Source organism: Candidatus Burkholderia verschuerenii, from assembly GCF_001189365.1.
Taxonomy (GTDB): Bacteria; Pseudomonadota; Gammaproteobacteria; order Burkholderiales; family Burkholderiaceae; genus Caballeronia; species Caballeronia verschuerenii.
Map to the genome: position 1 here is coordinate 1 of NZ_LFJJ01000038.1, position 23,569 is coordinate 23,569.

General features: G+C 63.1%; 18 protein-coding genes and 3 pseudogenes. 12 read left to right on the forward strand and 9 right to left on the reverse strand.

The genetic code is table 11. The features are described from left to right. Window positions 1-179 precede the first annotated feature (179 nt). The 4 genes from lysS to BVER_RS09835 all read right to left on the reverse strand — a co-directional run bounded on the left by lysS (window position 180) and on the right by BVER_RS09835 (window position 5,799). Window positions 180-1,703, reverse strand: coding sequence for a lysine--tRNA ligase (gene lysS, locus BVER_RS09815; protein WP_050453139.1), 1,524 nt, complete (start codon window positions 1,701-1,703; stop codon window positions 180-182). An 85-nt stretch (window positions 1,704-1,788) separates the two neighbouring features. Continuing rightward, window positions 1,789-2,893, reverse strand: a protein-coding gene (gene prfB / locus BVER_RS09820) for a peptide chain release factor 2 (RefSeq protein WP_157055992.1) whose coding sequence is annotated in 2 segments (ribosomal slippage) — window positions 1,789-2,811 and window positions 2,813-2,893 — 1,104 coding nt in all. Because the reading frame shifts where the segments join, the coding sequence is not laid out codon by codon here. Between the two features lie 108 nt (window positions 2,894-3,001). Continuing rightward, window positions 3,002-4,705 carry a single-stranded-DNA-specific exonuclease RecJ gene (recJ, locus tag BVER_RS09830; protein WP_050453140.1) on the reverse strand — a complete coding sequence of 568 codons (1,704 nt, stop codon included), beginning with the start codon at window positions 4,703-4,705 and terminating at the stop codon, window positions 3,002-3,004. Between the two features lie 11 nt (window positions 4,706-4,716). Continuing rightward, on the reverse strand, window positions 4,717-5,799 hold the full coding sequence (locus tag BVER_RS09835; protein WP_050453141.1) for a hypothetical protein: 1,083 nt from the start codon (window positions 5,797-5,799) through the stop codon (window positions 4,717-4,719). A gap of 289 nt (window positions 5,800-6,088) precedes the next feature. Here BVER_RS09835 and BVER_RS09840 point away from each other — a divergent pair, with 289 nt between their 5' ends. From BVER_RS09840 to ftsB, 9 genes and pseudogenes are all read left to right on the forward strand, one after another. Then, window positions 6,089-7,342 carry a lipoprotein-releasing ABC transporter permease subunit gene (locus tag BVER_RS09840; protein ID WP_050453157.1) on the forward strand — a complete coding sequence of 418 codons (1,254 nt, stop codon included), beginning with the start codon at window positions 6,089-6,091 and terminating at the stop codon, window positions 7,340-7,342. After that, window positions 7,335-8,042, forward strand: coding sequence for a lipoprotein-releasing ABC transporter ATP-binding protein LolD (lolD, locus tag BVER_RS09845; RefSeq protein ID WP_050453142.1), 708 nt, complete (start codon window positions 7,335-7,337; stop codon window positions 8,040-8,042). Before BVER_RS09840 ends, lolD begins: the two co-directional genes overlap by 8 nt. Before the next feature lie 26 nt (window positions 8,043-8,068). Continuing rightward, on the forward strand, window positions 8,069-8,857 hold the full coding sequence (locus BVER_RS09850; protein WP_050453143.1) for a TatD family hydrolase: 789 nt from the start codon (window positions 8,069-8,071) through the stop codon (window positions 8,855-8,857). Between the two features lie 42 nt (window positions 8,858-8,899). Next, a pseudogene (locus BVER_RS36210) lies at window positions 8,900-11,465 on the forward strand (ComEC/Rec2 family competence protein). A 28-nt stretch (window positions 11,466-11,493) separates the two neighbouring features. Then, window positions 11,494-12,326: pseudogene (locus BVER_RS09860) on the forward strand (alpha/beta fold hydrolase). A gap of 172 nt (window positions 12,327-12,498) precedes the next feature. After that, complete coding sequence (gene pyrG / locus BVER_RS09865; RefSeq protein WP_050453144.1) at window positions 12,499-14,190, forward strand: CTP synthase; 1,692 nt, start codon at window positions 12,499-12,501, stop codon at window positions 14,188-14,190. After that, the gene (kdsA, locus tag BVER_RS09870) at window positions 14,187-15,041 is read left to right on the forward strand and encodes a 3-deoxy-8-phosphooctulonate synthase (protein WP_050453145.1); all 855 of its coding nucleotides are present in this window, start codon (window positions 14,187-14,189) and stop codon (window positions 15,039-15,041) included. Before pyrG ends, kdsA begins: the two co-directional genes overlap by 4 nt. Before the next feature lie 384 nt (window positions 15,042-15,425). Further along, window positions 15,426-16,709, forward strand: a complete 1,284-nt coding sequence (eno, locus tag BVER_RS09875) for a phosphopyruvate hydratase (protein ID WP_050453146.1) — start codon at window positions 15,426-15,428, stop codon at window positions 16,707-16,709. Between the two features lie 98 nt (window positions 16,710-16,807). After that, window positions 16,808-17,284 (forward strand): cell division protein FtsB, encoded by a 477-nt coding sequence (gene ftsB / locus BVER_RS09880; protein WP_050453147.1) that lies wholly within the window; start codon window positions 16,808-16,810, stop codon window positions 17,282-17,284. A gap of 94 nt (window positions 17,285-17,378) precedes the next feature. On the opposite strand, the gene BVER_RS09885 is transcribed toward ftsB, so the two are convergent. The 3 genes and pseudogenes from BVER_RS09885 to BVER_RS09895 all read right to left on the reverse strand — a co-directional run bounded on the left by BVER_RS09885 (window position 17,379) and on the right by BVER_RS09895 (window position 19,379). Beyond that, on the reverse strand, window positions 17,379-17,729 hold the full coding sequence (locus BVER_RS09885; RefSeq protein WP_050453158.1) for a flagellar basal body L-ring protein FlgH: 351 nt from the start codon (window positions 17,727-17,729) through the stop codon (window positions 17,379-17,381). Window positions 17,730-17,860: 131 nt separating this feature from the next. Further along, window positions 17,861-18,813, reverse strand: a pseudogene (hslO, locus tag BVER_RS09890) (Hsp33 family molecular chaperone HslO). Between the two features lie 41 nt (window positions 18,814-18,854). After that, window positions 18,855-19,379 (reverse strand): gamma carbonic anhydrase family protein, encoded by a 525-nt coding sequence (locus BVER_RS09895; protein WP_050453148.1) that lies wholly within the window; start codon window positions 19,377-19,379, stop codon window positions 18,855-18,857. A 217-nt stretch (window positions 19,380-19,596) separates the two neighbouring features. On the opposite strand from BVER_RS09895, the gene BVER_RS09900 reads away from it, so the two are divergent. The 3 genes from BVER_RS09900 to BVER_RS09910 all read left to right on the forward strand — a co-directional run bounded on the left by BVER_RS09900 (window position 19,597) and on the right by BVER_RS09910 (window position 21,614). After that, on the forward strand, window positions 19,597-20,796 hold the full coding sequence (locus tag BVER_RS09900; RefSeq protein WP_050453159.1) for a tyrosine-type recombinase/integrase: 1,200 nt from the start codon (window positions 19,597-19,599) through the stop codon (window positions 20,794-20,796). A 135-nt stretch (window positions 20,797-20,931) separates the two neighbouring features. Then, window positions 20,932-21,294: a type II toxin-antitoxin system RelE/ParE family toxin gene (locus BVER_RS09905; protein ID WP_050453149.1), complete on the forward strand. Its 363-nt coding sequence runs from the start codon at window positions 20,932-20,934 to the stop codon at window positions 21,292-21,294. Beyond that, the gene (locus BVER_RS09910) at window positions 21,294-21,614 is read left to right on the forward strand and encodes a helix-turn-helix domain-containing protein (protein ID WP_050453150.1); all 321 of its coding nucleotides are present in this window, start codon (window positions 21,294-21,296) and stop codon (window positions 21,612-21,614) included. Before BVER_RS09905 ends, BVER_RS09910 begins: the two co-directional genes overlap by 1 nt. A gap of 80 nt (window positions 21,615-21,694) precedes the next feature. Here BVER_RS09910 and BVER_RS33590 read toward each other — a convergent pair whose 3' ends face one another. Together BVER_RS33590 and BVER_RS09915 are read right to left on the reverse strand one after the other, a co-directional pair. Then, complete coding sequence (locus tag BVER_RS33590; protein ID WP_232316473.1) at window positions 21,695-21,868, reverse strand: hypothetical protein; 174 nt, start codon at window positions 21,866-21,868, stop codon at window positions 21,695-21,697. Further along, a complete protein-coding gene (locus BVER_RS09915) occupies window positions 21,865-23,556 on the reverse strand; it encodes an ATP-binding protein (RefSeq protein ID WP_232316474.1) in 1,692 nt (563 codons plus the stop codon). The genes BVER_RS33590 and BVER_RS09915 overlap by 4 nt, the downstream gene beginning before the upstream one ends. Window positions 23,557-23,569 lie beyond the last annotated feature (13 nt).

A 23,569-nucleotide genomic window follows, 5' to 3' on the forward strand; every position in this document is an offset into this window, starting at 1 on the left:
AGTTTCGCTCCACGCTTCCTCTCCACGGTCGGTCGCCCTTCCGCAGTTGCGCTTCACTTCGCTCGCTGTGGTCAACTTGCCGCGCGACTTGCACCCGCAAGAGTGCGCCCATGCTGGGCGCACAAAAGAAGCGCGCCTCGAAGGGCGCGCTTTTCTTGTCGCTCGGAGCAAACCTGCGTTCAGTCTTCGCGACGCAGATGCGGGAACAGAATCACATCGCGAATGCTCGGGCTGTCGGTCAGCAGCATCACCAGACGGTCGATGCCGATACCGCAACCGCCCGTCGGCGGCATGCCGTATTCGAGCGCGCGGATATAGTCGGCGTCGAAGTACATCGCTTCCTCGTCGCCGGCGTCTTTCTGATCGACCTGCTTCTGGAAACGCGTGGCCTGATCTTCCGGATCGTTCAGCTCCGAGAAACCGTTGGCGATTTCGCGGCCCGTGATAAACAACTCGAAGCGCTCCGTGATGCCCGCGACCGTATCCGATTCACGCGCGAGCGGCGACACTTCGATCGGGTAATCGACGATGTAGGTCGGCTCCCACAATTGCGATTCGGCGGTCTCTTCGAACAGCGCGAGTTGCAGCGCGCCGATGCCCGCATTGTGGAACGCCGGCTGCGTCGTGTCGACGCCGAACTTCTTCAACTCGGCGCGCATGAAGGTGCCGTCGTTGAGCTGCTCGTCGGTGTATTGCGGCGCGTACTTCTGGATGGCCTGATTGATCGTCAGACGATGGAAGGGCTTCGCCAGATCCAGTTCGCGGCCCTGATACGTGATGGTCGCGGTGCCGAGCGCATCGATGGCGGCCTGGCGGATCAGCTGTTCGGTGAAGTCCATCAGCCACGCGTAATCGGTGTACGCGGCGTAGAACTCCATCATCGTGAATTCCGGATTGTGACGCGGCGACACGCCTTCGTTCCGGAAGTTACGGTTGATTTCGAACACGCGCTCGAAGCCGCCGACGATCAGCCGTTTGAGATACAGCTCGGGCGCGATACGCAGAAACATCTGCATATCGAGCGCGTTGTGATGCGTAACGAAAGGCTTGGCCCCCGCGCCGCCCGGAATCGGGTGCAGCATCGGCGTTTCGACTTCCATGAAGTCCGCCTTCGCCATGAAATTGCGGATCGACGAAAACGCCTTGGTGCGCGCGAGGAAAGTCTTGCGCGATTCCGGCGTGACGATCAGATCGACATAGCGCTGGCGATAACGCGTTTCCTGATCGGCGAGACCGTGGAACTTGTCCGGCAGCGGACGCAGCGCCTTCGACAACAGACGCAGTTCCGTGCAACGCACCGACAGTTCGCCCTTGTTCGTGCGGAACAGCACGCCCTTGGCCGCGACGATATCGCCCAGGTCCCACTTCTTGAATGCGTCGTACGTTTCCGCGCCGACGTCGGCGGGCGTGATGAAGAACTGGATCTGGCCGCTGCCGTCCTGAACCGTCGCGAAACTGGCTTTGCCCATCACGCGTTTGAGCATCATGCGGCCGGCGAGCGCGACGTTGAACGGATTCGCTTCGAGCGCGTCCTTGTCGGACTCGGCGTATTCGCTTTGCAGCGCGGCGGCGTGATGCGTCGGACGGAAGTCGTTCGGATACGCGACGCCTTGCTCGCGCAGCGCGCGCAGCTTGTCGCGACGCTCCGCGATGATCTGATTCTCTTCCTCGGGCAGGGCGCCCGGTTGAGTCGGTTCGGTCATGATGATTCTTGGCTGGTGATACGGAGAATGCGCGGTGGCCTGAAACGAAAGCGGCGCAGCCGAATGGCCACGCCGCTGCAAGACATCAGACGCCCTGTTTCAGGCTCGCGCCGATGAAGTCGTCGAGGTCGCCGTCGAGCACGGCGCGCGTGTTGCTCATTTCCACGTTGGTGCGCAGATCCTTCACGCGGCTCTGGTCGAGCACGTAAGAGCGAATCTGATGGCCCCAGCCCACATCGGTCTTGCTCGATTCGAGCTTGTCCTGTTCGGCCTGGCGCTTGCGCATCTCGAATTCGTAGAGACGCGCCTTCAGCATCTGCATGGCTTCCGCGCGGTTGCGGTGCTGCGAGCGGTCGTTCTGGCACTGCACGACGATGCCGGTCGGCGCGTGCGTCAGACGCACGGCGGAGTCGGTCTTGTTGATGTGCTGGCCGCCCGCGCCCGATGCGCGATACGTGTCCGTACGGATGTCGGCGGGATTGATTTCGATCTCGATCGAATCGTCGATTTCCGGATACACGAACACCGACGAGAACGACGTGTGACGTCCGCCCGACGAATCGAAGGGCGACTTGCGCACGAGGCGGTGAATGCCCGTTTCGGTGCGCAGATAGCCGTACGCGTATTCGCCTTCTACCTTGATGGTCGCGCTCTTGATGCCGGCGACATCGCCTTCGGACTCTTCGAGCACTTCGGTCTTGAAGTCCTTGCGCTCGCAGTAACGCAGATACTGGCGCAGCAGCATGGAGGCCCAGTCGCACGCTTCGGTGCCGCCCGCGCCCGCCTGAATGTCAATAAAGCAGTTGTTCGGATCGGCCGGGTTCGAGAACATCCGGCGGAATTCCATGTCTTCGACGCGCAGACGCAGCGCATCGGCGTCGGACTCGCACGCGATGAGCGTGTCTTCGTCTTCTTCTTCGTGCGCCATCTCGAACAGGTCGCTCGCGTCGCGCAGGTCGTTGTCCAGCGCCGTCAGCGCGGACACCACGCCGTCGAGCAATTTCTTTTCACGACCGAGCGCCTGGGCGTTCTTCGAGTCGTTCCAAACGTTCGGGTCTTCGAGTTCCTTGTTGACTTCGGCTAGACGCGTGGATTTCGCGTCGTAGTCAAAGATACCCCCGTAGCTCGCCCGCGCGACGGCGCAGGTCGGCCAGAAGGCTTTCGATCGCGTTGAGACGTTCCGCTTCCATTATCTCGATCTTCGGCTTCGTAAAAAGGTGCAATTATAGCCGATAGATGGGGTTTTCCAGTTGATCCCGGGCCGTTCGAGGCCGTTTCGCGCGCGTTCGGGCGTCCGCTCAGGCCGCGTGTTCGACGATCAGCTGCACCCGCGCGACGCCGTTCCACGAGTCGCTGACGAGGCGATAGGCGACGGTTGCGTGCTGCGGCAGCGGATCGACGTGATTGAACCAGATCGCGTTGAAGCGCTGCCGTCCGCGTAACAGCGACAGCTTCAGATGCTTGTCCTTCACCAGCGCCTGCGACGCCACTTCGAACTCGCCCGAAAACGTCGGCGCGGGAAAGCCTTGTCCCCACACGGCGGCGTCGAGCATTTCGACGAATTGCGGCGTGAAGTACGCGTCCTCGAGTTCGCCGTCAGTTTCGATGGTGCGCGACAGCGCTTCCGTCGTGAGCCATTCGCGGCCGACCGCTTCGAACGCGGCGGTGAAGCGCGGAATGTCGGCGGTGGCGATCGTCAGGCCCGCCGCCATCGCGTGGCCGCCGAATTTGTGGATCAGCCCCGGTTCGCGCTTGCTGATGAGATCGACCGCGTCGCGCAGATGAAAGCCCGGAATCGAGCGGCCCGAGCCCTTGCTGAGCGTGCCGCTGTCGTCCGCGTGCGCGAAGGTGAACGACGGCCGGTGAAACTTCTCCTTCAGCCGTCCCGCGACGATGCCGATCACGCCCTGATGCCAGCTTTCGTCGTAGAGCGTGAGGGTCGCGCGCTCGCCGGGATCGATCGACGAGAGTTCGGCCAGCGCCTGCTGCTGCATGCCCGCTTCGATTTCGCGGCGTTCGCGGTTCATGCCGTCGAGCTGTTGCGCGAGTTCCCAGGCGCGGCCGATATCGTCCGTCGTCAGACATTCGATCCCGAGCGACATGTCCGCCAGCCGTCCCGCCGCGTTCAGGCGCGGCCCGAGCGCGAAACCGAGATCGAAGCCGGACGCGGCGCGCGCATCGCGGCCGGCGGCGCGGAACAGCGCGGCAATGCCCGGCTGCATGCGGCCCGAGCGAATCCGCTTCAAACCCTGCGCGACGAGAATGCGATTGTTGCAATCGAGCTTGACGACATCCGCCACGGTGCCGAGCGCGACGAGATCGAGCAGGCCGTCCAGACGCGGTTCGGGATGCGCTTCGTCGTACGCGCCGCGCCGCCGCAACTCCGCGCGCAACGCCAGCAGCACGTAGAACATCACGCCGACGCCCGCGATGCACTTGCTCGGAAACGCGCAGCCCGGCTGATTCGGATTGACGATCGCGCGCGCCTCCGGCAGCACGTCGCCGGGCAGGTGATGATCGGTCACCAGCACGTCGATGCCGAGCGCGTTCGCCGCCGCCACGCCATCGACGCTAGCGATGCCGTTATCGACCGTGATCAGCAGATCTGGCGGCCCGAGCTTCGCGCGCGCGGCCAGATCGACGATTTCCGGCGTCAGGCCGTAGCCGTATTCGAAGCGGTTCGGCACCAGATAGTCGATCTTCGCGCCGAACATGCGCAGCCCGCGCACGGCCACCGCGCAGGCGGTCGCGCCGTCGCAGTCGTAGTCGGCGACGACCAGCATGCGCTTGTTTGCGGCGAGCGCGTCGGCGAGCACGACGGCGGCATCGTCGCAACCTTTCAGGCCGATCGGCGCGTGCAGGCGCTTCAGTTCCGTTTCGACTTCGTCCGGCGACGTGATCCCGCGCGCCGCGTACAAACGCGCGATCACGGGATGCAGGCCGTGGCGCGCCAGCGCTTCGGCATCGGCGAGGGAAGGGGCGCGCGTTACGATTCGCGTCATGCGTGAGACCTTTATTCGATGAACAATGCCGCAATCGGACGGCGACGCCAGAACTTGCCCAGATCGCCGCGCGTGATGGACAGCGTGACGGAGCCGGTGTCGCCGCACAGCGTGAGGCCGAGCTTGCCAAGCGCGCCGTCGGTGAGCGCCTGAAGCGCGGGCGCGAACCACGCGGTTTCCAGCGCCGTCAGCGCCTCGTTCCAGCGCGCCCAGTCCTGTTCGATGAACGGCGCGGAAAACGGGTCCAGCTCGACCAGTGTGCTGCCTTCGGTGAAGCCCGTCGACAGCGCGGCGAACGATTCCGGCGGCGTCGACGGCGCGACGCCCGATGCCATCGCGAGTCCGCGCGTGGCGGTGGCATCGGACATGACGTGCGCGAACGTGCCGGTGACCGGACGCATCGCGCCTTGTCCGTGCAGCCAGATCGAGTTGATCGCGGGCAGGCCGCGCGACTCGCGTTCGACATTCAGCGGATGCTCGAACCACGCCATCTGCACTTCGTTTTGCAGCTTCATCCACGGACGCGAACGCTCGCCGGTGCGGGCTTCGTGCGGCAGCCAGATTTCGATGTTGCGGCCCGTTGCGCGTAACGGCGATGCGCCCGCCAGCCCGCCGAAGGCATCGCCCGAGATGTACCAGCGCAATGGCGTCGGCGTCTGCAAGCTCACGCCCAGATCTTCGATCACCGGCCGCGCCGCTTCGAGCAGCGCGCGCGCTTCCTCGGTGCGCACGCCGAGCGTGGCCGGATCGATTAGGACCAGATGATCGTGCGCGATCCGGACATGGACCGGCTCGATGCAGGCCCAGGTCCGCTCGCCGGGATCGCCGCCGTCGGCAAGCAGCATGAAGGGCGCGAGCGGGGCGTCGTCGGCGTAGCGGGCATCGGAGGGCGATACCGCGTCGAATCGCCGCGCGATCCAGCGTTCGTGCGGCAAGGTGCGCTGAAAATCCTCGCCGATCACGCGCTCGACGAGCGTGGCGCGCGACACCAGCCGCTCGAACGCCGCGCTCTCCAGTCCGTGCAGTGCGGTGGCGGCAGCGGCGGCCGGAGGCAGGGCGAACGGAAGCAGGAGATGGAGTTCGGGTGCGGGCATGATGGTTCCGCATTGTAGGGCAAAGCGCTACGCGACGACCGCGCCGATTCGCGGCGAAAAAGCGTGCGCGAATCGTCTCGTCCGACGTCGATACGCGCATGTATGGCAAACTTTCGCAAAATTCGAGTTCGGACCGGCCGCGACCGTTGTCGCGCCGCATCCGCGTCGTGCCGCGCTTCGTATGAATCAGGCACGACCGACGAAGCCGAACGCGCCTTCCGGCCACACGGATCAGGCCCCGCCGCCGCGCCGGCACTACAGCGCGGCAACCGCAGAGATAAGGATTCGCTTGAAGCTCCCGTACGAATGGCAGATCGGCTGGCGTTATACGCGCGCCAGCAAACGCACGACAGGCAACGGTTTCATCTCATTCATCGCACTCGTGTCGATGTCGGGCATCGCGCTCGGCGTCGCCGCACTGATCGTCGTGCTGTCGGTGATGAACGGCTTTCAGAAGGAAGTGCGCGACCGCATGTTGTCGGTGCTCGCGCACGTCGAAATCTTTTCGCCGACCGGCTCGATGCCCAACTGGGTCGTGACCGCGCAGGAAGCGCGCCGTAATCCCGAAGTGATCGGCGCGGCACCGTATGTCGAGGCGCAGGCGCTGCTGACGCGGCAGGGCGCGGTGAGCGGCGTCGCGCTGCGCGGCGTGGAGTCGTCGCTGGAGCCGGAAGTCTCCGACATCGGCAAGGAAATGCGCGCGGGCAAGCTCACGGACCTGAAGCCGGGCGAATTCGGCATCGTGCTCGGCGCGGATCTCGCGACCAATCTCGGCGTGATGACCGGCGACAAGATCACGCTCGTCGCGCCCGAAGGATCGATCACGCCCGCCGGGATGATGCCGCGCCTCAAGCAGTTCACGGTGGTCGGCATCTTCGAATCCGGACACTACGAATACGACTCGACGCTCGCGCTCATTTCCATTCAGGACGCGCAGGCGCTGTTCCGGCTGACCGCGCCGACCGGCGTGCGGCTGCGCCTGAAAGACATGCAGCGCGCGCCCGAAGTCGCGCGGCAACTGTCGCATACGCTGTCCGGCGATCTCTATATCCGCGACTGGACGCAGCAGAACAAGACGTGGTTCTCCGCGGTGCAGATTGAAAAGCGCATGATGTTCATCATCCTGACGCTGATCATCGCGGTGGCGGCGTTCAATCTGGTGTCGTCGCTGGTGATGACGGTGACCGACAAGCAGGCCGATATCGCCATTTTGCGCACGCTCGGCGCGCAGCCCGGCTCGATCATGAAGATATTCGTCGTGCAGGGCGTGACGATCGGTTTCATCGGCACGGCGATCGGCGTGACGCTGGGCTGTTTGATCGCGTGGAGCATTCCGTGGCTCGTGCCGATGATCGAGCATCTTTTCGGTGTGCAATTCCTGCCGCCATCCGTGTATTTCATCAGCGAATTGCCGTCCGAACTCGTCGCGAGCGATGTGATCCGCATCGGCGTGATCGCGTTCCTGCTGTCGTTGCTGGCAACGCTCTATCCAAGCTGGCGCGGCGCGAAGGTGCGTCCGGCGGAGGCGCTGCGCTATGAGTGATATGAACAACGATATCGTGTTGCAGGCGTCGTCGATCTCGAAGGCTTTCGTGCAGGGCGGCTTCAACGTGCAGGTGCTGAACAACGCGCAACTCGATGTGCGGCGCGGCGAGAAACTCGCCATCGTCGGCGCGTCGGGTTCGGGCAAGAGTACGCTGCTGCATGTGCTCGGCGGCCTCGACGAACCGAGCGCGGGCAAGGTCTCGCTGATGGGCAAGCCGTTCACCGAGCTGAAGGAAAAGGAGCGCAACGAACTGCGTAACCAGAAGCTCGGCTTCGTGTATCAGTTCCATCATTTGCTGCCGGAATTCACCGCGCTCGACAATGTGGCGATGCCGCTGCGCATCCGCCGCATGAAGGAAGAGGATGCGCGCCACGAAGCGCAGGCGATTCTCGATCGCGTGGGCGTCGGGCATCGCTCGAAGCATCGGCCGGGCGAACTGTCCGGCGGCGAGCGTCAGCGCGTGGCGATCGCGCGCGCGCTGGTCACCCATCCGGCCTGTGTGCTCGCAGACGAGCCGACCGGCAACCTCGACAGCGGTACGGCGGACACGGTGTTCAATCTGATGCTGGAACTGTCGCAGACCTTGCAGACGAGCTTCGTGATCGTCACGCACGACACCGATCTCGCCGCGCGCTGCGACCGCATCATGCGTCTGCGCGACGGCGTATTGCACGAAGAGCCGTCCGTTCCCGTCTGAAGTCGACGCCAACCGCGGAGCGCGTCATGTGGATCGATACGCACTGTCATCTCGATGCAGGTGAATTCGACGCCGACCGCGACGCCGTGGCGACCGATGCGCGGCGTTCGGGCGTCGATCGCATCGTGATTCCGGGCGTCGAGCGCGCGAACTTCGCGACGGTGCGGGAACTGGCGCATCGTATCGACGGCGGCGCGTATGCGCTCGGCATCCATCCGCTCTTCACGCCGCGCGCAACCGAAGACGATCTGCGCGTGCTGCGCGAGGAAATCGAGGCGAGTCTCGACGATTCGCGCTTCGTCGGCATCGGCGAAATCGGGCTGGATTATTTCGTGCCGACGCTCGACGATGCGCGTCAGCGTTTTTTCTATGACGAACAGCTAAAACTCGCGCGCGCGTTCGGCCTGCCGGTGATCTGCCATGTGCGCAAATCGCAGGACAAGGTGCTCAAGGGCTTGCGCGTGCACGACATTCATTGCGGCATCGCGCATGCGTTCAACGGCAGTTTTCAGCAGGCCGAAGCGTTTATCGCGCAAGGCATGCGGCTGGGCTTCGGCGGCAATCTGACCTTCGAGCGGGCGTGGCAGATCAGGCGGCTCGCGACCGATTTGCCGCTCGATGCGATCGTGCTCGAAACCGATGCGCCGGATATCGCGCCGTCATGGCGTTACAAAGGGCGCAACACGCCCGATCAGGTTCCGGCCATCGCGACGGTGCTCGCGGAATTGCGCGGCATCGGCGAGCAGGAACTCGCCCTAGGCACAACGGCTAATGCGCATGCCGCGCTGCCACGACTCGCGCTCGCGTCTTCATAATCGTTTTCGTTGTTTTCGATGGCGAAAGACGAGTGAGGATGTGTGCGTGCGGGTTTGCTGGGATTCGCGGCGGGCGTGTGGTGCCTGCAGCAACAGGCTGCGTTGCCGGACTGGTGCGCGTGGGCCGCGTGGTGCGTGCTCGCGTTCGTTGCGATCGTCGCGTGGCGTTGGCGGCGTGAATGTGCGTGGCTGGCGCTCGTGGCAATCGCGTGCGCGGGCGGCTTCCTTTACGCCGCGACGCGCGCCGAACTGCGTCTGAAGCCGCATCTTCCGATCGAGTACGAACAGCGCGATATCAGGCTCAGCGGCTTCGTGCGCGGCCTTCCCGAAGCGAGCGACGAAGGCACGCGCTTTCTCTTCGAAGTGGAATCGAATGGCGCGGGTCTCGAAGACTTTCCGCGTCTGATCCGGCTGAACTGGATGCCGTCGCCGAAGCTCGAAGCGGGCCAGCGCTGGACCTTGACGGCGCGTCTCAAGCGTCCTCACAGCGAAGCCAATTTCGGTTTGCGCGACATGGAAGTGTCGATGCTCGAACGCGGCATCCGCGCGACGGGTTATGTGTCGACGGCATCGACGCCGCATCGTCTTGCGCGCGACGCGCACGGCCCGCTGCTCGCGATCGAGCGTCTGCGTTCGCATCTGCGTGGGCGCATCGAAAGCGTGCTCGCGGATGCGCCGCATCTCGGCATCGTGGTGGCACTCGCGGTCGGCGCGCAGGACGCCGTCAGCGATGCCGACTGGTCGCTGATGCGCGCGACGGGCACGAGCCATCTGGTCGCGATATCGGGCCTGCATATCGGCTTAGTCGCGGGACTGGCCGCGTTCGCGTGCGGCTTCGTATGGCGGCGTTTGCGCTTCCGGTCGATGCCCGCGGCCTTGCTGATCGCCGCGCCCAAGGTGTCGGCGATCGGCGCGACCGCGTGCGCCGCGTTGTACGCCGCGCTCGCCGGCTTCAACATTCCCGCGCAGCGCACGCTGTGGATGCTGCTCGTTGTCGCGGCGGCGTATCTGTGCGGACGACGGCCGGCGTCGTCGCTGGTGCTGGGCGCTCGCGTGCGTGCTGATCGCGGATCCGTGGGCGGTGACGTCGCCCGGCTTCTGGCTGTCGTTCGGCGCGGTGGCGGCGATTCTCTACGCGATGGAATCGGCCGGACGGCACGCATCGAAACAGCGCGAGGAAGCGGACGATGCGTTCGAATCGCTCGAATGGAACGACTGAGGCGAGGCGATCGCGACCGATGCCATCGCGTTCGACGACGATCTGATCGACGAGGCGGAACGCGGCTTCGGCAGCGCGCGCGTGGCGATGTTCATCGGATCGCTGCAACGCGTGATGCGCATCGTCGGTCGCGCGTGCATGACTGTCTTTGCGGCGCTCGATAAACGCGTGCGCTCGGGCATCCGCGTTCAATACGCCGTGACGCTCGCGCTCGCGCCGCTCACGGTCTACTGGTTCTCGCAGATTCCGCTGATCGGCCCGCTCGCCAATGCGTTCGCGATTCCGTGGATCAGCGTCGTCGTCACGCCGGCGACGCTCGCCGGTCTCGTGCTGCCCGCACCGTTCGATGCCCACGCGTTCCATCTGGCGCCCGCCGCGCTCACGATACTCTGCGACGCGCTCGCCACTTTGTCCGATGCCGCGACGCGCCGGCATCTGACGCCGCTTTGGCATCTGCCGCAGCCCGGTCCGTTCGCGTCGATGGCGGCGTGCGCGGGCATCGCGTGGGCGCTCGCGCCGCGCGGCTGGCCGATGCGCTGCGCCGCGCCGCTCGCGTGGCTGCCTTTGCTCGCATCGGTTGCGCCGGGCGCGCCGGCGGGCGCGTTGCGCGTGACGGCGCTCGATATCGGGCAGGGCTCGGCGCTGCTGGTCGAGACGGCGCATCACGCATTGTTGTTCGATGCCGGTCCCGGCCCGGAATCGACGCATGCGGGCGAGCGCATCACCGCGCCGTATCTGCTCGCGGCGGGCGTCTTCAGGCTCGACACGCTGATGATCAGCCACTCCGATTCCGATCACGCGGGCGGCGCGCCAGCCGTGCTCGATGCAGTCGGCGTGCGCCAATTGCTCGCCTCGCTGCCCGCCGACGATGCGCTCTGGTCACACGCCCGCGCGCGCGGCGCGCAGACCATGCGATGCGCGGCGGGACAGCGCTGGCACTGGGACGGCGTCGAGTTTCGCGTGCTGTGGCCCGATGCGGGACCGCTCGCGGGCAAGCCGAATCATCAATCGTGCGTGCTGAAGGCGACCAGCGCGGCCGGGCGCGCCGTGCTCTTCACCGCCGACATCGAAGCGGACGTCGAGCGCATGCTGATCGCGCGCGATAGCGAGACTTTGCATGCCGACGTGCTGATCGCGCCGCATCACGGCAGCCGCACCTCGTCGACCGAGACTTTCCTCGATGCCGTCGGGCCGCTCGCGGCGGTATTTCAGGTAGGCTATCGCAACCGCTTTCGCCATCCGAATCCGACGGTGTTCGCGCGTTACGCATCGCGCGGCATTCCGCTGTCGCGCAGCGACGAAGACGGCGCGGCGCGCATCGAGATCGGTTCGGACATCGTCTTCGAACGCTATCGCGAAACGCACGCGCGCTACTGGATGGGACGCTGAAAACAACCAACGAGGAGGCGTCGTCCGCTTGAAAGAGATCATCCATTTCTCGCACGCCAACGGCTTTCCGGCGTCGACCTATCGCACGATCTTCGCGAGCTGGCGGACGATTTCGAGATTCGCCATATCGAGCGCTACGGGCATGATCCGCGCTTTCCGGTTTCGCAGGACTGGCCGCATCTCGTCGATCAGTTGCTGGACGACATGAGCCGGTATCGCGACGAATCCGATTCGAAGGTGTGGCTCGTCGGGCATTCGCTCGGCGGCTATTTGTCGCTGCTGGCGGCGCTGAAAAAGCCGCAATGGGTCAAGGGCGTGGTGATGCTCGATTCGCCCGTGATCGCGGGCTGGCGCAGCGGCCTGTTGCGCTTCACGCAATGGACGGGTCTCGACGAGCGTCTTTCGCCGGCCGCCGCGACGAAAAAGCGACGCGCGCAATGGGCGAGCCGCGCCGACGCTTGGCGGCATTTCCACGCGAAGCCCGCCTTCGCGCGCTGGGACGAGCGGATGTTGTCCGACTACATCGATTTCGCGATTCCCGCGACGCCATCGGGCGGCGGCGCGCGCTCGCTGGCGTTCGACCGGCATATCGAGTATCTGATCTATCGCACCTTGCCGCACACGCTCGGCGCGCGGCTCGTGCACGGCGCGCCGGTGCCGGTCGGCTTTCTCGCGGACACGCAGTCGCGCGAAGTGCGCCAGGTCGGGCTCGGCATGACGCAGCGCATCGCGGGCGGGATCGAGTGGATCGAAGGCAGCCATCTGTTTCCGATGGAACGGCCGATCGAAACGGCGCGCGCCATCGCACGGCTGATTCACGCGCTGTCGCACGATACGCGGCGGGAAGCGCACGTCGCCTGAAAAGGGCGCGAGCGGAGTGCGTCGTAGTGAAATAACTGCATGGAACGTGCGCGATTTCAAGCATGATTTGGTGTAGCGGTCGAGCCGGTCCGGTGACGGATTTACACGCCGCGCGCGCATCAGGGGAGGCGGCCTTTACGGTATAATCCATTTTTCCCGCGAGCATCTAGCGATGACCAAATATGTATTCGTCACCGGCGGCGTAGTTTCGTCCCTTGGCAAGGGTATTGCCGCCGCCTCCCTCGCCGCGATCCTCGAATCGCGCGGTCTCAAAGTCACTCTCCTCAAGCTCGATCCCTACATCAACGTCGACCCCGGCACGATGAGCCCGTTCCAGCACGGCGAAGTATTCGTGACGGAAGACGGCGCGGAAACCGACCTCGATCTCGGCCATTACGAGCGCTTCATCAGCACGAAGATGCGCAAGGCCAACAATTTCACCACGGGCCAGATTTACGAATCGGTGATTCGCAAGGAGCGTCGCGGCGGGTATCTGGGCAAGACGGTGCAGGTCATTCCGCACATCACCAACGAAATCCAGGCTTTCGTCGAGCGCGGCGCGGCCGCGGCCACGTGCGGCGAGCCGGATGTGGCGATCGTCGAAATCGGCGGTACGGTGGGCGACATCGAATCGCTGCCGTTCCTCGAAGCCGCGCGTCAGATGAGTCTGCGCATGGGCCGCAACAGCGCGTGCTTCGTGCACCTGACGCTGGTGCCGTACATCGCCACCGCGGGCGAACTGAAGACCAAGCCGACGCAGCATAGCGTGCAGAAGCTGCGCGAAATCGGTATCTATCCGAACGTGCTACTGTGCCGCGCCGATCGGCCCATTCCGGACGACGAACGCCAGAAGATTTCGCTGTTCTCGAACGTGCGCGAAGACGCGGTCATTTCCGTGTGGGACGCCGACAGCATCTACAAGATTCCGCAGATGCTCAACGATCAGGGCCTCGACGACATCATCTGCGAGGAACTGAAGCTGCTGCCGCAGCCGGCCGACCTCAAGATGTGGGCGGACCTCGTGCATCGTCTCGAGAATCCGAAGAGCGAAGTGACCATCGGCATGGTCGGCAAGTACGTGGACCTCACTGAGTCGTACAAGTCGCTGATCGAAGCGCTGCGTCACGCGGGTATTCACACGTCGACCAAGGTCAACATCGAGTACATCGATTCCGAGCAGATCGAAACCGAAGGTACCGACGCGCTGAAGCATCTCGACGCCGTGCTGGTGCCGGGCGGTTTCGGCCGTCGCGGTACGGAAGGCAAGATCAAGGCGATCCGCTACGCACGCGAATCGAAGACGCCGTATCTCGGCATCTGCCTCGGCATGCAGCTGGCGGTCATCGAGTTCGCGCGCGACGTCGCCGGTCTCGCCGATGCCAACTCCACCGAGTTCGATCAGAACACGCAGAATCCGGTCGTCGCGCTCATCACCGAGTGGTACGACCGTGCGGGCCGCATCGAAAAGCGTACCGAAGAATCGGATCTCGGCGGCACCATGCGCCTCGGTTCGCAGAAGTGCCCGATCAAGCCGGGCACGATGGCCGAACGCATTTACGGCACGGATGTGAACGAGCGTCATCGTCACCGTTATGAAGTGAATAACCGCTTCGTGCCCCAGCTCGAAGCCGGCGGGCTTATCATCAGCGCCCGTACGCCGAGCGAAGATCTGCCGGAAATGATGGAGTTGCCGCAATCGCTGCATCCGTGGTTCGTGGGCGTGCAGTTCCACCCCGAATTCACGTCGACGCCGCGCGACGGCCATCCGCTGTTCAAGGCGTTCGTCGAAGCGGCGCGCGCGCATGCAGAGGGCGATGCATCGTCGGCTGCATCGAGCAAGGCAACCGCGGGAGCGCAAGCATGAAGCTGTGTCACTTCGAAGCGGGACTGGACAAGCCGTTCTTCCTGATCGCGGGCACGTGCGTGGTCGAATCGGAGCAAATGACGATCGACGTCGCCGGGCGCCTGAAGGAAATCACGCAGAAGCTCGGCATTCCGTTCATCTACAAGTCGTCGTTCGACAAGGCGAACCGGAGTTCGGGCAAGTCGTATCGCGGCCCCGGCATGGACGAAGGCTTGCGCATTCTCGGCGAAGTAAAGAAGCAACTCGGCGTGCCGGTGTTGACCGACGTGCACATGGAAGAAGAAATCGAGGCGGTGGCATCGGTCGTGGACGTGTTGCAGACGCCCGCGTTCCTGTGCCGCCAGACCGATTTCATCCATGCGTGCGCGCGTTCGGGCAAGCCCGTGAACATCAAGAAGGGTCAGTTTCTCGCGCCGCACGACATGAAGAACGTGATCGACAAGGCGCGCGATGCGGCGCGTGAAGCGGGTCTGTCGGACGACCGCTTCATGGCGTGCGAGCGCGGCGTGTCGTTCGGGTATAACAACCTCGTGTCGGACATGCGGTCGCTCGCGATTATGCGCGAAACCAACGCGCCGGTCGTGTTCGACGCTACCCATTCGGTGCAGTTGCCGGGCGGGCAGGGCACGAGCTCCGGCGGTCAGCGCGAGTTCGTGCCGGTGCTGGCGCGCGCGGCGGTGGCCACGGGCGTCGCGGGTCTGTTCATGGAGACGCATCCGGATCCGGCGTGCGCGAAGTCGGACGGTCCGAACGCGGTGCCGCTGCATCGCATGGAAGCGTTGCTGGAGACGCTCATCACGATCGATCGGGCGGTGAAGAGCGGCCCGTTCCTCGAGAACGATTTCAATTGAGCAGGACGCGCGGGCATCGTGAGAGCGATGCCCGCGTTGCAAAATAGGCCGTATCGAGCGGCCAGGCGGGGCAGGGGGAGGAGCGCATCACATGGGCCGGAATCGGCGAGAGACCGCGCGTTGCGCCGGCCGTCCATCCTCCACGAAAGCGATATGAACCGATGCAACGCGGCGTGCGCGTCGCATCGTGCTGTCCGGGCTGCGAAGCTTGCCGTCCCGTCATGACCACCGGTTAAGCTGAATCGAACCGGCCTGAATGAACCTGGCGGTCATGCCAGGGTCTGAGCGAAGCGGCGCGGCGCGGTCCACCGTGTCGGGCCGGGCGCCAAGCGGGATGCGCCGGGTCGCGACTGACAGAATTCATCGTCATCTTTTGAGGAAACCATGAGTGCTATCGTAGATATCATCGGCCGCGAGCTTCTCGATTCGCGAGGCAATCCGACCGTCGAATGCGACGTGTTGCTCGAATCGGGCACGATGGGCCGTGCAGCCGTGCCGTCCGGCGCGTCGACCGGCTCGCGCGAGGCCATCGAATTGCGCGACGGCGAAACCGGCCGTTACGGCGGCAAGGGCGTGCTGAAGGCCGTCGAACACATCAACACCGAGATTTCCGAAGCCATCATGGGCCTCGACGCCTCGGAACAGGCTTTCCTCGACAAGACGCTGCTCGAACTCGACGGCACCGAAAACAAGTCGCGTCTCGGCGCGAACGCGATGCTCGCCGTGTCGATGGCGGTCGCCAAGGCCGCGGCCGAAGAAGCCGGCCTGCCGCTGTATCGCTACTTCGGCGGCTCGGGCGCGATGCAACTGCCGGTGCCGATGATGAACATCGTCAACGGCGGCACGCACGCCAACAACAGCCTGGATATCCAGGAATTCATGATCGTGCCGGTGAGCCAGCCGACTTTCCGCGAAGCGCTGCGTTGCGGCGCGGAAGTGTTCCATGCGCTCAAGAAGATCCTGGCCGAGCGCGGCATGAGCACGGCGGTGGGCGACGAAGGCGGCTTTGCGCCGAACTTCGGCAGCAACGACGAATGCCTGTCGACGATTCTGCAAGCCATCGAGAAAGCCGGTTATCGCGCCGGTGAAGACGTGCTGCTCGCGCTCGACTGCGCGGCCAGCGAGTTCTATCACGAAGGCAAGTACCAGCTGGCGGGCGAAGGCCTGCAACTGTCGTCGAGCGAATTCACCGACTACCTCGCGACGCTGGCCGACAAGTTCCCGATCGTCTCGATCGAAGACGGCATGCACGAGTCCGACTGGGCCGGCTGGAAGACGCTGACGGAACGCCTCGGCAAGCGCATTCAGCTCGTCGGCGACGATCTGTTCGTCACCAACACGCGCATCCTGAAGGAAGGCATCGAGCAGGGCATCGCCAACTCGATCCTGATCAAGATCAACCAGATCGGCACGCTGACGGAAACCTTCGCGGCGATCGAAATGGCCAAGCGCGCAGGCTACACGGCGGTGATTTCGCATCGCTCGGGCGAGACGGAAGATTCCACCATCGCGGATATCGCCGTCGGTCTGAACGCCGGTCAGATCAAGACCGGTTCGCTGTCGCGCAGCGATCGTATCTCGAAGTACAACCAGCTGCTGCGTATCGAGGAAGATCTCGGCGATATCGCAAGCTATCCCGGCAAGTCGGCGTTCTACAATTTGCGCTAAAGCTTTCCGCGCTTTAGCCGATACGCCGTAGTCAGTCTTTTCTTCAGCACGCCGCTCGGTTCGATCATCGCCGGGCGGCGCTTATTTCGACTACTCGAATGCGGTTCGTCACAGTCGTTCTGATTCTGTTGCTAGCGCTGATTCAATACCCGCTCTGGTGGGGACACGGCGGCTGGCTGCGCGTGCACGAATTGCAGCAGCAACTCGCGCAACAGACCGACAAGAACACCACCCTGAAACTGCGCAACGAGCACGTGCAGGGCGAAGTGCAGGACCTGCAGAACGGCACCAGCGCCGTCGAAGAGCGTGCGCGCTACGAGATGGGCATGGTCAAGGACAGCGAGGTCTTCGTGCAGTTCGTCTCGCCGAACTCGACCGCGCCGGTCAACTCCGCGAACGTGCCGGGCATGAACGACGGTTCGACGCGCGGACAGGTATCGGCGGCGCCGCTGCGCGTGGTGCCGAATCCGGTATCGCGTTCGAAGCAGGAATTGCGCGACGCGGATCGCAAGGCGCAAAAGGAAAAGGAAAAGGCCGCCGAGGCGAAGAAGAAACAGCAGGGCGCGGCGAACTGAACGTCGTCGTGTCAAACATCACCAAGCAAAAATGGCGCAGTCTTCACGACTGCGCCATTTTTTTCGCCTGTGCGCAATGGAAACGCGCGCGGGCTTACCAGCCCCAGCCGATTCCCGTGCCCCAGCCAGAACCGCCCCAGCCGCCGCTCGAATATCCGCCGTACACGCTGACCGGTGCGGGCGCCGGCGTGTAGTAGTTGGACATCATCTTGGCGTCGTTGCCCATTTGCGCGGCCTTCTGCGATTCGGCGAGCGCCTGCTTGTCGATGGCGTTGTAGCGATCCATCTGCTGCTGCGGGGTCAGCGCCTGCTGCGGCGGCGCGGCCGAATCTGGCAGACGGCTATAAATGGGCGACGGGCCCGGCGGGTCCATCGCGCAGCCGGTCATCAGCGCCGCGACGGCGACGCATGCCGGCAATGTCCAGTTCAAAGTTGCGGTCTTCATATCTGCGACCTCCAGCGGGCCGGACGACTCCATCGAAACGCCAATCATAGCGCGCGGGCGTCGCCGCTCATCGTGCGGCGACGCCGTGCCGCGCTGCTCGAACATCGGGCGAAACGCCGGCCGGATAAGGCTCAGTGGCGCTGATCGGGTGCCGGATTGACTCCTTGTGAGAGCCCTTTTGCGACAAAAAGTTGCGCAACGTCGACCGGATCGAACTCATAGCGCTGATTGCAGAACTCGCAGTGCACCTCGACGCTGCCGCGCTCCTGAATCACGCTGTCCACTTCCTCGCGGCCGAGCATCTTCAGCATGCCGCCCACTTTTTCGCGCGAGCAGGTGCACTGGAAGCGCGCCGACGTCGGCTCGAAGTGACGCACGTTTTCCTGCCAGAACAGCCGGCGGAACACGGTTTCCGGTTCTTCCTTGAGCAATTCGTCGGTAGAAAGCGTGCCGCCGAGATGGCAGACGCGTTGCCACGTATCGGCGCGTCGTGCTCGCCCGCGTGCGGGACGATGCCGCCATCGCCCCGCAGCTTCTGCGGCAGCATGCCGACCGCGCGATCGGTATCCGCCGCCAGCCACAGGCGCGTGTCGAGCTGCTCCGAGTGATGCATGTAGTGCTCGAGCACCTGCGACATCGACGTGAGCGGCCCATGCTCGTCCGACAACGGCACGATGCCCTGATAGGGCTGCTGGCCGGGCTTCTTGTCCGCCGGATCGAGCGTGATCACGCAGCGGCCCTGGCCGTTGCGGTTCAGCAGTTCGGTGAGCGGCATGTCGTCGGTGAGTTCGTCTTCCGCGCCCTCGACGAGCTTGGCCGTCGCGCGCAGCGTCAGGTTCGAATTGCACTGCACGACCAGCATCTTCACGGGGCCATCGCCGTAGATCTGCATGATGAGCGTGCCGTCGAACTTGAGATTCGCCGACATCAGTGCGCAGGCGGCCATCATCTCGCCGAGCACGTTGCGCAGGGCGGGCGGATACGAGCGGCGCGCGAGCACTTCCTGCCACGCCTGACGCAGCGAGACGATCTCGCCGTGCACCGGCGCCGCGTTGAACATGAATTTTTGCAACTGGTCGTTCACAACTCTTCCTTGGGTAATGGGGGCAACCTGCTCGCCGGCGTTCAGCCGATACGCACGAGCTGCGCCTTATAGAATTCGCGGCGGTCCGTATAACTTTTCGCGGACGCGCGCATGCGGGCGATATCCGCCTCCGTCGCCTGACGCACCGCGCGCGCCGGCGAGCCGAGAATCACCGAATTATCGGGAAACACCTTGCCTTCCGTGACCAGCGCGCCCGCGCCAACCAGACAGTTGCGGCCGATCACCGCGCCATTCAAGACCACCGCCTGAATCGCGATCAGACAGCCGTCGCCGATGGTGCAGCCATGCAGCATCGCCTGATGCCCGACCGTGACGCCTTCGCCGATATTCAGCGGATAGCCCGGATCCGCGTGCAGCACGGCGCTTTCCTGCACGTTGCTGTCGCGGCCGACGCGAATCGGCTCGTTGTCGCCGCGCAGCGTGGCGCCGAACCAGACGCTGGCGTTTTCTTCGAGCGTCACCTGGCCGATGATGGTCGCGGTGTCGGCGAGAAACACGCTTTCGTGGATCGTGGGGGCGTGGTCGCCGAGCTTGTAGATGGACACTGTGTCTCCTGTCGCGTGATGTCGGATGGCGGGATTTTTTATTTCAGGATGGCTCTCGCATCGACATTCGCCTGACTACGCTACAGCCCGATGCAGCAGGTTTATCAAGGGCTTGAGCCAGTTCAGCATATGCCGGTGCTTTACGAAACTCGACCCTGTTTCCCATCTGGTGGCCCCCATAAGGCTCTTGGGAACAGTACCCTTCCGGAGAGTCGTCATGGCAAAAATCAAGCTCACCAAGTCTGCGGTCGATGCGGCTCAAGCCGCAGCGCAGATCGTTGAACTCCGCGACACCGTAGTACCCAGCTTCCTCTGCAAGATTACCCCAGCGGGGCGCAAGGTGTTTATGCTCCAGTATCGGACAAACGCCGGGGAGCGTCGCAAACCGGCCTTGGGCCAATATGGAGAACTGACGGTCGAACAGGCGCGATCATTGGCGCAGGAATGGTTGGCACAGGTCCGTCGGGGTGGCGATCCGGCTGCGGACAAGGCCGCAGCACGCAAGGCCCCTACTGTCAGGGAGTTGTGCACCAAGTTTATGGAGGACTACTCGCGACAGCGGAACAAACCAAGCACCCAGGCGGGATATCAGGGCGTCGTCGATCGCAATATCGTTCCGATGATCGGCCGGATGAAAGTCCAGGACGTCAAGCGTCCGGACGTAGCTCTCATGATGAAGAAGATGGCCCACAAACCAGCCGACGCAAACCGGACCTTCAGCGTCATGCGCCGGATGTTCAATCTTGCCGAAATTTGGGGCTACCGCCCCGATGGGACCAACCCGTGTAGACACGTCCCGATGTTTCCCAACGAAAGGGCAACTCACCTGATCAGTGACGAGGACATGGGTCGGCTGTTCAGGCAGCTCGACAAGATTGAGGACGAGCGATCAGAAAATTATGTCATTCCGCTGGCAATCCGCCTGCAATTTGAGTTTGCCGCGCGTCGCTCTGAAATCGTCGCACTAGAATGGGATTGGATTGATTTGGAAAACCGGCATGTGGTCTGGCCCGACAGTAAGACCGGTGGCATGTCCAAGCCCATGAGCGAGGAAGCTTGGCGATTGCTATCCGTGGCGCCGGGGGTAGAGGGAAGCCCCTACGTGCTACCGTCCCCCCGCCACGCGGGCCGGCATCTCACCACTAGCGAATATTATGGTGGTTGGAGGCGGGCCCTGAAGGCCGCCGGTGCGACGCACGTGGGCACACACGGAATCCGCCACAGATCGGCGACCGATATTGCCAATTCAGGTATCCCAGTGAAGGTCGGCATGGCGCTGACAGCGCACAAGACGGTGGCGATGTTCATGCGCTATGTGCACACGGAAGACGACCCTGTGCACGAGGCTGCCGAACTGGTGGCAAGGCGGCGCAAGGCCATTATTGGCGATAAACACGTTGCGGAGACCTCGCAATGACGTCCAACCAGACTTTTCTTCGCTTGCCGCCGCGCTAGCGACGTGGCGGCAAGCTGGTGCCGAGACGACAAAATCGGCCGGCCGGCACGGCTTTGAAGATTTTCCTTGTATTTTATATCCGAACGGATATAAGCTATGACTGAAAAACGCAGGCTCTTGTTCTGGGAAGGTTCGTCCAAAAAGGATTTCAAGGCGTTTCCGACCCCTGTCCAGAAAGACATGGGCGTGGCCCTGTTTGTCGTGCAACTGGGCGGCATGCCGGGTTCAGTCAAGCCGTGGAAGGGATTGGGTTCGGGTGTGTATGAACTGGTCGAGGACCATCGTGGCGATACCTTCCGTGCCGTCTATACCGTGCGAATAGGTGATGCGGTTCATGTCTTGCACGCGTTTCAGAAAAAATCGAAATCCAGCATCTCTACTCCACAGCCGGACGTTGAATTGGTTGAAAAGCGATTAAAGGCAGTGCTCGCCCGCCACGGGCCAAGCGGGAGGACGTGATGAAACGCAAAGACAATTTACAGGGCACCGAAAACGTTCTTGTTGACCTTGGCTTCGAGGATGCAGAAGAGCTTTCGGCCAAAACTGCGCTCGCGCTCAAGCTCAACGCATTGCTCGACAGACGAGGACTCAGTCAAATGGAGGCGGCGACCCTTACCGGGATGACCCAGCCGAAAGTATCGCAGATTCGTCGGTACAAGCTTCAGAACATTTCGCTTGAGCGATTGATGCAAGCGCTGGTGTCACTCGATCAGCACGTGGAGATTATCGTGCAACCCGCCTATCAGACCCACGCAGCTGGTATCACGGTTGCAGCCTGAGTATGTCGGTCTCCGATCGGAGACCTCAGTGTCGAAGCGACACCAACATCGAACGGGCGATGCATCTGCATCGCCCGTCATCACATGGGTTGCTCCGATACACCTGTTTTTACGCGGCGCCCCCCCAGCATGTCGCGGATCCTTTGCATCCAGCCGCGAACTTCGCCCTCCGGGTCGCGCGCGTTGATCCTCGCGGCGGTCATCAGCGGAAACGCACGCTCGGCGAGGCGAAGTTTGGCCTTGGTGTCTTTCATGATCGAGTCGTAGCCTTGCGCGGCTGAATAGACTTCCGCGAACCGCTTCGGCGTTGCCTTCCCGTCGACAGGATGATCCGTGACCTCGATCGTGACGTTGAAAGCCTCGAAGATCGCATCCGAGTGCAGATAGCTCTCGATTGTTTGATCGTCTGCGCCGCCCAGGAGCCGTCCCCCCGCGCGTTCACCGTAGCAGCCGCCACAGCGTAGCTGGCCACGTCCCGATCATAGATGTGGACTTCGCGGCGATGCAGGGCGCGGAGATAATATTCGTCGACCCAATGTTTCAGCGTGCCGCCACCGAGCACGACAAAGGCCACCCTGTCGTCCTTTTCGAGGTCAGGCAACGATTGATCTTCCGCATGCAATGCTTTGCTGAGCGCCTTGAACGCAACCACATCGGTTGGTCCTTCAACGCACAACAACAGCTTGACCCGGCTATCGGGCGTGACACCAAGCGTCTCCGCCACGGTGCCGAACACGTCGACACCCGCCTGGATGCTCGGCTTTCGCGTGACGGCATCCCGGGCAATGAACCGGATACTCTCGTTTGGCAGGTCAGACGCAAAACCAGGGCTGTGCGTTGTCAGGATAACCTGACAGCCGGCCTCATTCGCCAATGACTTGAACGACTCGATCAGGATGCGCTGATTGTTCGGATGCTGGGCAGTCTCCGGTTCCTCGATCGCGTAGATGATGCTTCGGCGCTTGCTGGTCTTCAGCCGACGCTCGGCTTCAGCCTTGAAGAAGCTGACCAGTACGAGACGCCGTACACCGCTCCCTTTCTTGTTCAACGGGATTCCCGCGTCGGTGTTCAAGCCAACCGAGAAGAGACCTTGCCACTTCGCGGCCGTCGGAGGGCTGAACTCTGGCGTCAGCTCGCTCGCCAATCCCGGATCGATGCTTTTCAGCGCGATATGGGTATTGTTCGCGATCTCCTCAGCCTTCTCCCGCACGCGCTGCTGGATCCTGGCGATATCGTCCTGCACTTCGGCCAGCGCGGCTGCAACAGCCGCTTTCATCGGACTTTGTACTTCGTCGTCCGAGTCCCGGCTGCTCCTGTCGCTTTGAAATAGCGCGAACATTGGAAGATGGGCTTCGATCTGATCCCAGATGCGCTTCGCATCTTCCTTCGCTTTGCCGATAGAGATTGCGACCTCCGTCAGTTGAAGATCGCCTGCGGCCTCCCAGAGCGCCCGGCGCATACCTGGATTCCCCTTCAGGGGAACGTCCAGTTTCAGCTCCTTGACCTTTGCTTGGAGCTCTTTCTCCTTCAGTTCGAGGAGATTTTGATATCCAGCCGCCGAGGGGTGACGGGCAATCACGAAAATCTCGGCCGATGGCTTTTTGTTGCTACAGTCAAAAACTTTGCGAAGTTTGAGGGTGCCACTCTCTGTCAGCAGATATTCGCCGGCGAGGGTGGTTTCCGCGCCCGCGTCCAAGGTGAGCGTTTTCGGGAGATCGTCGAACTCGCACGTGATCTCCACCTTGCCGTGTTCGCTGTGGACATGCGCATCACCGGATTCGATCGCGACGACGCTGTTGTTGAAAAATATCTCCAGCGCTTCGAGGATCGTCGATTTGCCAATGTCGTTCCGACCAACAAACGTCGTGAGATTTTCGAAATCGACGACGATGGCATCCGCATAACACCGAAAATTCTTCAGTTCGACAGACTTCAGACGCATAGCTCACCCCTGG

What these genes read in the sequence shown, in the direction of transcription:
- lysS (WP_050453139.1), bottom strand. Translation starts at nt 1,703, where the DNA reads ATGACCGAACCGACTCAACCGGGCGCCCTGCCCGAGGAAGAGAATCAG.
- recJ (WP_050453140.1), bottom strand. Translation starts at nt 4,705, where the DNA reads ATGACGCGAATCGTAACGCGCGCCCCTTCCCTCGCCGATGCCGAAGCG.
- BVER_RS09835 (WP_050453141.1), bottom strand. Translation starts at nt 5,799, where the DNA reads ATGCCCGCACCCGAACTCCATCTCCTGCTTCCGTTCGCCCTGCCTCCG.
- lolD (WP_050453142.1), top strand. Translation starts at nt 7,335, where the DNA reads ATGAGTGATATGAACAACGATATCGTGTTGCAGGCGTCGTCGATCTCG.
- BVER_RS09850 (WP_050453143.1), top strand. Translation starts at nt 8,069, where the DNA reads ATGTGGATCGATACGCACTGTCATCTCGATGCAGGTGAATTCGACGCC.
- pyrG (WP_050453144.1), top strand. Translation starts at nt 12,499, where the DNA reads ATGACCAAATATGTATTCGTCACCGGCGGCGTAGTTTCGTCCCTTGGC.
- kdsA (WP_050453145.1), top strand. Translation starts at nt 14,187, where the DNA reads ATGAAGCTGTGTCACTTCGAAGCGGGACTGGACAAGCCGTTCTTCCTG.
- eno (WP_050453146.1), top strand. Translation starts at nt 15,426, where the DNA reads ATGAGTGCTATCGTAGATATCATCGGCCGCGAGCTTCTCGATTCGCGA.
- ftsB (WP_050453147.1), top strand. Translation starts at nt 16,808, where the DNA reads ATGCGGTTCGTCACAGTCGTTCTGATTCTGTTGCTAGCGCTGATTCAA.
- BVER_RS09885 (WP_050453158.1), bottom strand. Translation starts at nt 17,729, where the DNA reads ATGAAGACCGCAACTTTGAACTGGACATTGCCGGCATGCGTCGCCGTC.
- BVER_RS09900 (WP_050453159.1), top strand. Translation starts at nt 19,597, where the DNA reads ATGGCAAAAATCAAGCTCACCAAGTCTGCGGTCGATGCGGCTCAAGCC.
- BVER_RS09905 (WP_050453149.1), top strand. Translation starts at nt 20,932, where the DNA reads ATGACTGAAAAACGCAGGCTCTTGTTCTGGGAAGGTTCGTCCAAAAAG.
- BVER_RS09910 (WP_050453150.1), top strand. Translation starts at nt 21,294, where the DNA reads ATGAAACGCAAAGACAATTTACAGGGCACCGAAAACGTTCTTGTTGAC.
- BVER_RS33590 (WP_232316473.1), bottom strand. Translation starts at nt 21,868, where the DNA reads ATGAAAGACACCAAGGCCAAACTTCGCCTCGCCGAGCGTGCGTTTCCG.
- BVER_RS09915 (WP_232316474.1), bottom strand. Translation starts at nt 23,556, where the DNA reads ATGCGTCTGAAGTCTGTCGAACTGAAGAATTTTCGGTGTTATGCGGAT.